Annotated in this window: 8 protein-coding genes; 1 reads left to right on the top strand and 7 read right to left on the bottom strand. The window is 33.6% G+C overall.

Features of this window, described 5'->3' with window-relative positions; genetic code table 11:
- The 3 genes from BMX09_RS09085 to BMX09_RS09075 all read right to left on the bottom strand — a co-directional run.
- A partial coding sequence (locus BMX09_RS09085; protein WP_143054401.1) for a DUF7507 domain-containing protein occupies positions 1-2,888 on the bottom strand: 2,888 nt, incomplete at its 3' end.
- 175 nt (positions 2,889-3,063) lie between these two features.
- On the bottom strand, positions 3,064-3,711 hold the full coding sequence (locus BMX09_RS09080) for a hypothetical protein (RefSeq protein ID WP_089747903.1): 648 nt from the start codon (positions 3,709-3,711) through the stop codon (positions 3,064-3,066).
- Positions 3,712-3,826: 115 nt separating this feature from the next.
- Positions 3,827-5,251, bottom strand: coding sequence for a sodium:solute symporter family protein (locus tag BMX09_RS09075; RefSeq protein ID WP_089747901.1), 1,425 nt, complete (start codon positions 5,249-5,251; stop codon positions 3,827-3,829).
- A gap of 304 nt (positions 5,252-5,555) precedes the next feature.
- Between BMX09_RS09075 and BMX09_RS09070 the strand changes: the two genes are divergently transcribed.
- Entirely contained in the window at positions 5,556-6,287 is a 732-nt protein-coding gene (locus BMX09_RS09070) for a MurR/RpiR family transcriptional regulator (protein ID WP_089747899.1), read from the top strand.
- A 74-nt stretch (positions 6,288-6,361) separates the two neighbouring features.
- Here BMX09_RS09070 and BMX09_RS09065 read toward each other — a convergent pair whose 3' ends face one another.
- The 4 genes from BMX09_RS09065 to BMX09_RS09050 all read right to left on the bottom strand — a co-directional run bounded on the left by BMX09_RS09065 (position 6,362) and on the right by BMX09_RS09050 (position 11,044).
- Positions 6,362-8,164 (bottom strand): ABC transporter ATP-binding protein, encoded by a 1,803-nt coding sequence (locus BMX09_RS09065; RefSeq protein WP_089747897.1) that lies wholly within the window; start codon positions 8,162-8,164, stop codon positions 6,362-6,364.
- A complete protein-coding gene (locus tag BMX09_RS09060) occupies positions 8,164-9,924 on the bottom strand; it encodes an ABC transporter ATP-binding protein (protein WP_089747894.1) in 1,761 nt (586 codons plus the stop codon). Before BMX09_RS09060 ends, BMX09_RS09065 begins: the two co-directional genes overlap by 1 nt.
- A 78-nt stretch (positions 9,925-10,002) precedes the next feature.
- On the bottom strand, positions 10,003-10,440 hold the full coding sequence (locus tag BMX09_RS09055) for a MarR family winged helix-turn-helix transcriptional regulator (RefSeq protein ID WP_089747892.1): 438 nt from the start codon (positions 10,438-10,440) through the stop codon (positions 10,003-10,005).
- Positions 10,441-10,723: 283 nt separating this feature from the next.
- Positions 10,724-11,044: a thioredoxin family protein gene (locus tag BMX09_RS09050; RefSeq protein ID WP_089747891.1), complete on the bottom strand. Its 321-nt coding sequence runs from the start codon at positions 11,042-11,044 to the stop codon at positions 10,724-10,726.
- Positions 11,045-11,405 lie beyond the last annotated feature (361 nt).

Below are 11,405 nucleotides of genomic sequence, written 5' to 3'. Positions count from 1 at the left end.
AAGGTTACATTACCTGTATTTGTTACTGTAAATGTATAAGTAACTGTTTCACCTACAACTAAGTTTGTTTTATCAGCTGTTTTTTCTAGCTTGATTGATGGGTTACTTGTATTAGAAATAATGTTTTGATCTTCGTTCTCTACTGGTGTAGGAGTTGGATTTTCTGGTGTTACTGGTGGTAATCCAGTTACTTTTGCTGTGTTGACTAATTTGACATTGTCAACGTCAGTTTGTGTTACAACATATGTTCCAGTACCAGTTGTTGTTTCACCTGGAGCTAGAGTTGTTGTTTCTAATGTAATAGTAGATGGAGTTAATTTATCATCCGTTGCAGTTACATTAGTTAAGGTTACATTACCTGTATTTGTGACAGTAAATGTATAAGTAACTGTTTCACCTACAACTAAGTTTGTTTTATCAGCTGTTTTTTCTAGCTTGATTGATGGGTTAGGTTCTACTGGAGTTTCTGTTTCTGATGAAACTTCAGGAATTTTTCCTCCATTAGGTGTAGTTGCTGTAGCTTTTACGATATTAATAATTTTACCTTTTGCATTTTGTAAATCTTTTTGAGTAATGATATATGGAGATTCTACTTGATAAGTATATGATTTACCAGGCTCAATTGTAACTGTGACTTTTTGATCTGTCATGCCTAATAATTCATCGTTGAAAGTAACTTCATTAATTGTAACTTTTCCGGTATTCGTTACTTCAAAGGCATAATAGATTTTGTCACCGATGGTATGATATTTTTGATCTTTATATTCATTATCATTTTTGTCAGTAATTTTTGTTACTGATTTTTGGATAGTCATTGTAGCTGGTACTTTTTTATAGATATACGTAATTATTTGATTAGTTGCTGCAATAACTTTTCCTGTAATTTTATCTGTTCCATCTTCTGGTTCTGTTGCTGTTCCTACTGGAGTATCGATATCTTTTAATCTTTGTGATGAATACTCTACTTTTGGTGTTATTTCATAAATAGTACCGTCTTCAGTTGTAATTGTCGGTAATTGGAATGATCCACCAGCATTATAATCAGTACCTGAATTTTGTTCTTCAATCACTGTTTGCTGTTCTTTAATAGTATTTCCGTCTTCATCTTTATATTGAACAAATACTTTTCCTTGCGGTACATAATAATATACTTTAGGCTCATGTGGAATTAATTCATTTTTTAATGGTACAGATTTTTGACCGAAACGTCCTTCGAAACCTTTTGGATAAACAACTGGATCCATCCAACCTTTATTCCCTGCAACTAATGTAGTTCCACCAATACCTTCTCTTCCCTCGATACCAGCTGGATTTTTTCTCCATGGCATCACAAAATTAGCTGTTAATACTTCTTCGTCTGATTCTATTTGTGTATTCTTACTATAGAAACCATTATTCATTAAAGGTGGATTTTTTTTATCCGCATTAATTTTTTGATCAACTGATTTAGTGCGATAAACAGGAACTTTTTTTGTAGCGTTAGTCTCATTTTTACTTGATTCATTTGTACCTCTTGCCCAAATTTTACCATTATAAGTGACTGGGTAAGCTGCTGCAAAATCCCATTTTTTCTTATCCATAACCCATTGATCATTAGAATCTGTTTTGAATTGAACATTTTCTTTAGCAGTATCAGGTGAATCAATAAAAGTATTATATTCTCCTGGTCTAATTATTGGTGTTTGATATACTTTTAAGAATTCTTCTGGATTATCATGACTTGTATCAAAAAACTTTGGTCCAATAACTTTTAGTTTATCTTCCTTAATTGCATAGTATCCAGTTTCTTGGTCACCAATTAGTTCAACATTTGTAAATGGATTAACCGTATATACTTCTATAGAACCACTACCAGTAATATCGGTTACTTTAGTTAATTCTTTAAGACCATATGGAGCCCATGCAGTATTCCAGTAATATTCTCCCACTTTATACTCATCACCTACTAATGGTTGTACATTCGTTTCTTTAAATAATTCATAACCTTTAAAGTTGCGTACTTGCATTGGTGTATATTTATCTCCTAAATTACCATTAAAATTACCTTGTACAAACATTTTTTCATCATATTTAAGATTTTCATATTTTTCTTTATTTGATAAATCAAAAGTAGGATTTTCAACGTCTGCTAACATATATCTCGTTTTCATAGTAATTAATTTTGGAATAACTGCTTTCCATAAAGTCTCTGATTGTTGTTCAACTTTTCCTTGTGTTCCAATTCTCCCTTTAGTATCTGCAACAATCTTATAAATTACTGTTGAAGCACCTGGAACACCACCACTAATATTAATAAAAGTCATTGTAGAAGTATTCTCAAAACTAAAGAATAAACGCCAATCTCCTTTAGGTCCTCCTTTAGGTTGAAAATCTGCTAAGTGAGCATTGATTTTCTTGAAGCCAACTTTCTTACTATCTTTTGTTAATTCTAAAGTTTCCAGTTCTTTATTAGTTCCTTTTTCTACTAAACGTGCATATACTGTTGTTTCATCAACAATGTTATTAACGATTTTAACAGATAAAGTAATGTATGCATTTGGAAAATCAGTATTTTTAGAAGCTTCATCAACTAATTTTTTATACTTTTCAGACACATCCATAATATAGAAGGTTTGACGATTCTCGGTTGGATCAATCTTTATTCCATCCGGTAGTGTAAATAAATTGTTTGTGACACTTGCTCCTGCTGGTAATGTTGGTTGATCAATTTCTTCAACCGCTGAATCAATATTTGATAACCATGAATCTTGGTAGTGATCATGTCTTTCTTCTGTTGCTTGCACAATACCAATATCTTTTTGTAAATAGCTTGCAAATGTGGCTATACCACAAATTGTCATTAATATACCCATAACATTTACTAAATGTTTTTTTATCATGTTGTTCATTCCATAACCTCCCTTTTAAATATGTCGCAATTATACATTTTTTTGAATATGTATTCAAAGGAAATATGTTTGCTTTTTGAACTTTAATATAAAAAAGACCACACAAAATTAATTTATGCAGTCTTCTTCTTATTATTCCATTTTTTGTGGTTAATTGAATAAATTATTCATTATTTTATCCGATAATATAATTCCCATTTGGTAGTTGCGTTATCATACCACGGCCTTCTTCTACTAGCTCACCTTTTTTATTTTTGATGCGATATAATTCGTAGCAGTAATAATCGTCGTCTGATATTTTTTCTTCTACCCAAGCTGTAAAATAATACTTTCCATCCTTTTTACAAACAAAACTTTCATTAGGTTTTAGCTCAATAGTTAGACGTTCGGGATAATAAATGTCAAGTGCGGTATTTTCCGAAAAAATCATTAACGGTTCGAATCCTACTTGCAGATTATACAAACATATTTCTGCCATTGAAAAGCTGGTTATTTCTGACAATTCCTTGCTGCGCATTTGATACTGATAAATCGTTACCAAACCTTGATTGAAATCTCCCACACAAAAATAAATACAATCGTCAAAAAAACTAACACGCTCATCAATCACTACACCGACTTGCTTTGCAAAAGGAGTATACACCTTACCACTTGGATAATGATAAAAACTAACTTGATTACTTGGCAAAGGTCGTAAAAAATCAGCTGAATCAATAAAGTCATATAATTCATACTTTTTATCAAAAGTCACATACCATTCCAATTGACCAACTATTAATTCTAAATCCATTTGATAAAGATTTGTTATTTGTTGAATTTCCATATGTCACCTCTATTTGATTGATTTGAACTACAAAATTTAGAATATCGAGATTTCATAGCGCATTTATATACTTAACTTACTCACGAAACTAGTTTGATCGAGATTTCTTAGTGACTTATTTACTTAACGCAATGAATTGATCTGCTTTTTGATATTCAGGTTCCGTAAGTAGGCTTACACCAATATACAAAATACTAGCCACACCTACACCTAAAAGCATCTGAGTCGCTGAAGCTTGTTGCCAAAAACTTGGTAAAGGAATCCCCAAACTAATCAACAAATTATACCCACTAAAGACTAAGCCAAAAGCCATCGAACTCATTGCACCTTTTGAATTACCTCTGCGCCAGAAAAAACCACCAACTAATGGCACAAAAGCCCCCGTCGTAATCACATCTGAAGCAATCCACGATACGGCCAAAATCGAACGAATCCTAACAGCAATCACAAAAGCCACCACCGTCACTAGCACCGTCGCAATTCGTGAAATCTTCAATTGCCAACTAGCTTCAGTCTTCTCTTTGGTTAAGTCAATCGCAATCGTCATCGCCGCCGTATTAATTAAAGAATCCATTGTCGACATAATCGCCGCTGAAATCCCGACAAAGACAAACGCCCCTAACAAAATTGGCATATAATTCATCGTAATTGCACTAACAACTCCCCCATTAGGCGCACCATCTGGGAACAATACCAATCCCGCCATCCCCGTCAATACCACGATTAAATACAAGGGAATATAGACGAAAAACGAGATAATTGTCATCTTTCTAGCCTCATCTTTATTTTTAGCAGCAGAAATCCGTTGCCAAACATTCGCTTGGATCATCCATGAACAGCCAAAAGTCACTATATAAACAAAATAAGTAGAAGCATTAGTCCACAAATTCATATAGCCCGGCTTATCTAACACCTGAGCTTCTTGACTAATACCACTCCAACCTCCAGCATAATACATCGCTACAACAAATACCAATAGTGCTGAAATCGTTAATAATATAAATTGAATAATATCCGTTAAGACCACCGCACGAAATCCACCAAACATCGAATACACTAAGACAATACTCGTCCCTAAAACAATCGCCCATTCATATGAAATTCCTAAATACGAACCGAAAAAGTCACCTACACCGACCATTTGTGAAGCGGCGTTAATCACCATAAATGTCAAAATCATCAAGGATAACATCTTAGCAACCGCCTTATTATATCGCGCCTCCATCATCTTCCCTTGCGTCAAATAACCTACTGCCCGAATCTTCTTAGCAGCCAAAATCATTAAAAATGTTGAAATCAAAACAGGTGCCCCATAATATAAAAAAGCACTCAACCCATTTTGATAAGCCAAATCAGCCGTCGATAAAGCTGAACCCGCTCCCCACCAACTAGCCACAAAAGTAATAGCTAAAGCGATTGAAGACAAAGACCTTTTCCCAAAGAAAAAATCTTCAATATTCTCATTCTTTTTCTCACGCGTCACCGCAAAAAGCAACACGACAAAATATATTGCTAAACCTACTAAACCAATTATCTTCATAAAGAACCCTCCAATTTACTTCATTCTAACAAATATAGTCAAAATTGTTAAACGTTCTGCAATTCTTCAAGACTATTTTCATAATGTTCGTTTTTTTCTATAGAGTTCCTTCCTAAAAACATTATCAACTCAACCTCTCTGAAACCATTTACGTTAAAATTTGAATAAATATTAGATTTGTCATGAAAATATATTTGTAATTCTAAAAAACAGTAGTATAATATAGTTAGTAAGCGATTTCTGTATTTGATAAATTTATTTTTTTTATTCTAGTTTGAAAATATTTTCGAAGAAGGTGCGTTTTATGACAAAAATCTATTATATTAATCAATTATTCCCTCATAGTAAGTTTAAACCCGGCGATGAAGAAATTGTTGAAAAAATTTTAACGATGATTCAAGATAAAGAAGATTTAGATATTCGTAATATTGCTACAATGAATGAAACTTCAGCCTCTTCTATTAGTAGACTAGCAAAGAGAGCGGGTTGTCGTAACTTTAAAGAATTTTTATTTGTGTTATCTGAGCGTATATCAAAACAAGATGACCCTGCTGTAGAGTCGCTTCCTTATGTCACAGCTAATAAAGATTGGGATGAGATTGATGATTATTTCCGTGAAGCATTTAGTGATCGCAAAATTTACTTATATGGTGAAGGTTTCTGTCAATTCTTAGTAAACTACACCTATCGTAAATTACTCTATAAAAATGTCTACTCTATTAATCTAGATGGTGTAAATATTGATTTAGTATCAGATGAGACGCCACATGACTTAATTATTTTTTCGCAATCAGGTGAAAATAAAAATGGTCTAGCAAAAATCAAGGAATGCCATCGTCTTGGTGGACATGTCATTAGTATTACAGCTAGTCCTAAAAGTCGCTTCACTAAAGAAAGTGACTTATCCTTTGTAGTAGATTCAGGTGTCCGCACTTTAGATCAAGAAAACCAAACACTTAATTATTTTTATGGGAACTGTCTAAATTTAATCGAGTATTTAATTAATAAATATACACAAAAAGCTGACAAGAAGTAATTCTTGCCAGCTTTTTCTTTCTTTATTTGGTACGATTATTTTCGTACACCCTTATTTGATGCTCTTTTTAAGGTTTATTCGAATTGACTATTATATAATTCAGCGTAAAAACCATTTTGACTTAATAATTCATCATGGGTACCTGTTTCGATAATATCACCATCTTTTAAGACTAAGATTAAGTCAGAATTTTTAATTGTAGATAGTCGATGAGCAATCACAAATGACGTACGACCAACTGTTAAATCATCCATTGCTTTTTGAATTTGCAATTCAGTATGTGTATCAACTGAGCTTGTTGCTTCATCCAAAATAAGCATTGGTTTATTATCAATCATAGCACGTGCAATGGTTAATTGTTGCTTTTGACCTTGAGATAAATTAGTTTTCGCATCTAAGACAGTATCATATCCATCTGGTAAAGTACGAATAAAGTGATCCAATCCAACTGCTTTACAAGCTTCAATCATTGTCTCATCTGACACATTTTCACCTGAATAAATTAGGTTTTCACGGATTGTCCCTTCAAATAACCAAGTATCTTGTAATACCATACAAAATTGATTATGCACCTCTTCTCTTGTCATATCTTTAATAGAAACACCATCAATTTTGATATCACCTTTTTGAATATCATAGAACTTCATTAATAGATTTACTAGCGTTGTTTTACCAGCACCTGTAGGACCAACAATTGATACTTTTTGACCCGGTTTTGCTTCTGCAGAGAAGTCTTTAATAATTACTTTGTCTGGTGTATAACCGAATTGAACATGCTCGAATTCAACAAGACCTTTTGTATCATTTAATTTCAATGCACGATCGGTTTCAACTGGCATTTCTTCTGCTTCTAAAAATTCAAAGACACGATTTCCTGCTGCAGCTGCTGATTGTAGCATTTGAATAGCTTGAGCAATTTGCCCTAAAGGTTGTGTAAAGTAACGAACATACACCATAAACGCCACAATTACCCCATAGTTAATATGCCCATTTAAGACTAATGTTGCCCCAACAACACAGACAACAACATATGAAAAGTTACTAATAAAAGCCATAATCGGCATCATTAGACTAGATAAGGCATTCGCTTTAAAAGCACTCACACGTAATTGTTCATTCATTTTTTTGAAAGTTCGCTCTTCATCTTCTTCGGCATTATAAGCCTTCACAATTATTTGACCACCATAAATTTCTTCGATTTGGCCATTTAATGTTCCAAGATGAGCTTGTTGTTGTTTAAAATATTTTTGGCTGTGCTTCATAATAATAATGATGAAGACAAAACCCAAACCAGTTGCCGCTAATACTGCTAAAGTCATCAACCCATTTGTCCATATCATCATTACTAAACTACCAAAGAATAGCACTAATGATGACAGTAAATTTCCGATACTTTGATTCAAAGACTGACTTAATGTATCTACATCATTCGTTACACGCGATAAAATATCTCCAGAAGTTGTATGATGGAAATATCCCATTGGCAATCGATTAATTTTGGTACTAATATCACGACGCATCTTTTTAGAAATTCGTTGCGTTACTGTACTCATAATCCAACCTTTCAATGATGATAACACGAAACTTATTGCATAAATAACTAAAAGAGTAATCCCTATTTTTTGAACAGCTTTTAAATCAATTCCCCTCATAAAGCCATCCGCAATTAAATCGGTAATTTCAGATAACTTATCTGGTCCAATTAACATTAGGATTGTACCAATAATTGAAAAGACAACAGATGCTACAAATGGAACTGTATATTCGCGACAATAATGTAGGATTTTTTTCCAAGTTGAAGCAATTGCTTTAGGAGCTTTTTCATTAGCAGTAGTTGTTTTTTGACTTGTTGGTTGTTTATTTATTTGTTTACTCATTAGGCTAACTCCTCCTTACTTAATTGAGAAAGGGCAATTTGTTGATATTCCTCACAATTTTCCATTAATTCATGATGTTTACCCATACCAACCATTTCACCGTCTTTCACAACAATAATCTTATCTGCATCACGAATTGTACCAATACGTTGAGCTACAACTAAACGTGTTGCATCTTTACAGTTTTCATCTAGAGCTTTACGTAATTCACGATCAGTCCTATAGTCTAGTGCTGAGAATGAATCATCAAAAATAAGAATTTCTGGATTCTTTGCAATTCCACGAGCAATGGAGATACGTTGTTTTTGACCACCGGAGAAGTTTTCGCCTCCTTGAGCAACCTCACTATGGTATCCTTCTTCCATACTATTAATAAAATCACTAGCCTGCGCTGTTTCGATGGCACTAGCTAATAAGTTTTCAAAGTTGGGCACTTTACTGGTTTCCCCATATAAAATATTTGATTGAATATCCCCACTAAATAGGACTGACTTTTGAGAAATATAACTCATCTTATTGCGTAAAGCTTTTTGTTTGTAATCCTTAACATTCACACCATCAACCAAGACTTCCCCAACAGTTGCTTCATAAAAACGAGGAATCATATTAATAATAGTTGACTTACCACTACCAGTTGAACCGATAAAAGCAACAGTTTCACCTTTATGAGCAGTAAAAGAAATATTACGCAAGACGCATTCTTCAGCATCTGGATATTTGAAAGAAACATTTCTAAATTCAACTTCACCATATACATCAGGTAAGCCTTCTGTTGCTTCACCATCTTTAATCGATAATTCAGTCTCTAACACCTCATTAATACGGCCAGCAGCTACACTTGCACGAGGTAATACAACAAAGATCATTACCAATAACATAAAAGCCATCACAACCTGAATGGCATATTGCGAAAAGACAAGCATATCTGAAAAAAGACCTGCTTTGCCTTGTAAATTACTTGTATTATTAATTAACGTTGCCCCTAACCAATAAATAGATAACACCAAAGTATTCATAACGAATTGAATAGTTGGCATCATAAAAGACATTGTACGTGTTGTAAAAAGGTTAGTTTGTGTCACTGCTTCATTTGTTTGTTCAAACTTACTTTCTTGATAGTTTTCAGCATTATATGCACGAACAACATGTAATCCTGATAAATTCTCCATTGTAACACGGTTTAAATCATCGGTTAAACGTTGAATTTTTTTGAATTTTGGCATACATGCTAATACCAAACCAAAGACCACTACCAATAACACTACAACCGCAATTCCAGTTGATAATGTCCAGTCAAAGTTTTTATCGTAAATTTTAAGAATCGCCCACGTTGCCATAATTGGAGCCTTTACCATTAACTGTAAGCCTAATACAATCACCTTTTGAACTTGAGTAATATCATTCGTTGAGCGTGTAATCAAACTAGGAATTGAAAATTGACCTAATTCCACCATTGAAAATGACTGTACCTTTTTAAATAAAAGCTCTCTTAATTCTGCCGCCAAACCAGTTGCGATTCGAGTGGCACATAATGCAGTGATAATAGAAGCAAACAAGCTTAAAAATGCTAACAAAATCATCATACCACCATATTGATAGATATCACCCATTGCACTATCAGCAGATTGTAAAGCCATCGTGATTTTTGACATATAATCCGGAATGGTTAAATCCAAACCTACTTGAGCAATCAAGAACACTAATGACACAAGCATTAATGCCCATTCTTTTTTGCTTAAATATTTCATAATTTTAATCATAAAATTTTCCCCTTTTCTAATACCTAACTTGGTTAGATATATGATGTGTCTATTACGCTCATAAAATAGCATGAGCTTTTAATGTAACCAAAACTTCGAGTGATCAACTAATTCAAAAATTTTTGCTCTAGTTTCCATAAAATCCATTAATTTTTCAACACCAATCTCATCAATTAACGTAGCAATTTGTTGACGGATATTCTTACGCATCGTTACACCAATCGCCATTCCTTCTGATGTTAACTTCACTAAAGTAATTCGCTTATCAGTAGCATCCTTTTCACGAACTAACCACCCTCTTTGTTCCATCTTCTTTAATAAGGCTGCGACACGTGCAGTTGAAACATTCATTTCTTCGCTAATTTGACCTGAAGTTGCTTTGCCATCATGCTTCATTAAACAACGAATCACCGCACCTAAACCAACATTGGTAGTATCATTCTTCTTCCAAAATGTGTGCGGACAAGATTGGCGATATTGAGTAATAATGAATTCTATTTGTTCTTCTGAAGCCATTGTACACCCTCCTTTTTTATTTATCTAATATGGTTAGATAATATACCTAGATATACAAAAAGTCAAGCGAATAAACCTAAAAATAAATCCTGTCTCTCTTATACGATAGCGAACCCCTTTAATCCGCCAACCAAAGCCTTCATGCACCGCAAGACCAGCAAATAAAAATACAAAAAGCAAACCGAAATACAAGAACCAGCAAACTAAAACGCAAAAAGCAAACCGAAGCCGTAGCTACTAATAAATTAAGTAAAAATCTACCACTTCAAAAAACACTTCGCAATTAACGCAAAGCTTCTTGCACTTGATTCACACGATACCTTAACTCATTAAAATCAATAATTCTTGCTGCACGGTAAATCTCACGCCCCTCTAAAAATAAAATAATGACCGGCGCTGTAAATAAATTAAACTGCCCTCTAATTTCCGACGCATCAACCGCATTGGCTTCAACCATTGGCACTGCTAATTCATTAGCCAATGCAATTGCACGTGGTTTGTCTGCCATGCATACTGAGCAATTCGGACTACTAACATATAATAATACAAGCTCTTTTTCGGATACCATTTGATTTAATTCTTCCATTGTTTTTATTTTTTGCATCATAATCCTCCCTTCTTTTTATTTTTATTAACTCTGACTGCTCCCACGGGCAAGCCCATGGTGTTCTGATTGTCAAGTGTAGCTTGTAATCGTACATCATTTTCAGACTTTGGAGTTACAAGTATAAATCTATTTAAATCAGAACTTTCATTACCAAGCAGTCCAACGACCACATTAGCGGTAAATTTCTGCTTTTCAGCAAGGAAGTACAATCAATCTCCCTTATTATTAAATTGTTAAGCTATTTTAATTCCGCTGTTTAATATTTTAATCTTATGAGCCTTAATCCATTCGATTAGGGCTTTTTCTTTTTTATAGCAATCATCAAACTTTGTTATGCATTTCTTTTTATCTATATTCT

It is taken from the genome of Granulicatella balaenopterae (assembly GCF_900111135.1).
Taxonomy (GTDB): Bacteria; Bacillota; Bacilli; order Lactobacillales; family Aerococcaceae; genus Granulicatella; species Granulicatella balaenopterae.
The sequence above is the reverse complement of the archived record's forward strand: the minus strand, read 5'-3'. Positions and strand labels throughout refer to the sequence as shown.

Bases quoted from the DNA above. Each gene is read 5' to 3' on its own strand.
- BMX09_RS09080 (WP_089747903.1), bottom strand. From the start codon at position 3,711: ATGGAAATTCAACAAATAACAAATCTTTATCAAATGGATTTAGAATTA.
- BMX09_RS09075 (WP_089747901.1), bottom strand. From the start codon at position 5,251: ATGAAGATAATTGGTTTAGTAGGTTTAGCAATATATTTTGTCGTGTTG.
- BMX09_RS09070 (WP_089747899.1), top strand. From the start codon at position 5,556: ATGACAAAAATCTATTATATTAATCAATTATTCCCTCATAGTAAGTTT.
- BMX09_RS09065 (WP_089747897.1), bottom strand. From the start codon at position 8,164: ATGAGTAAACAAATAAATAAACAACCAACAAGTCAAAAAACAACTACT.
- BMX09_RS09060 (WP_089747894.1), bottom strand. From the start codon at position 9,924: ATGATTAAAATTATGAAATATTTAAGCAAAAAAGAATGGGCATTAATG.
- BMX09_RS09055 (WP_089747892.1), bottom strand. From the start codon at position 10,440: ATGGCTTCAGAAGAACAAATAGAATTCATTATTACTCAATATCGCCAA.
- BMX09_RS09050 (WP_089747891.1), bottom strand. From the start codon at position 11,044: ATGCAAAAAATAAAAACAATGGAAGAATTAAATCAAATGGTATCCGAA.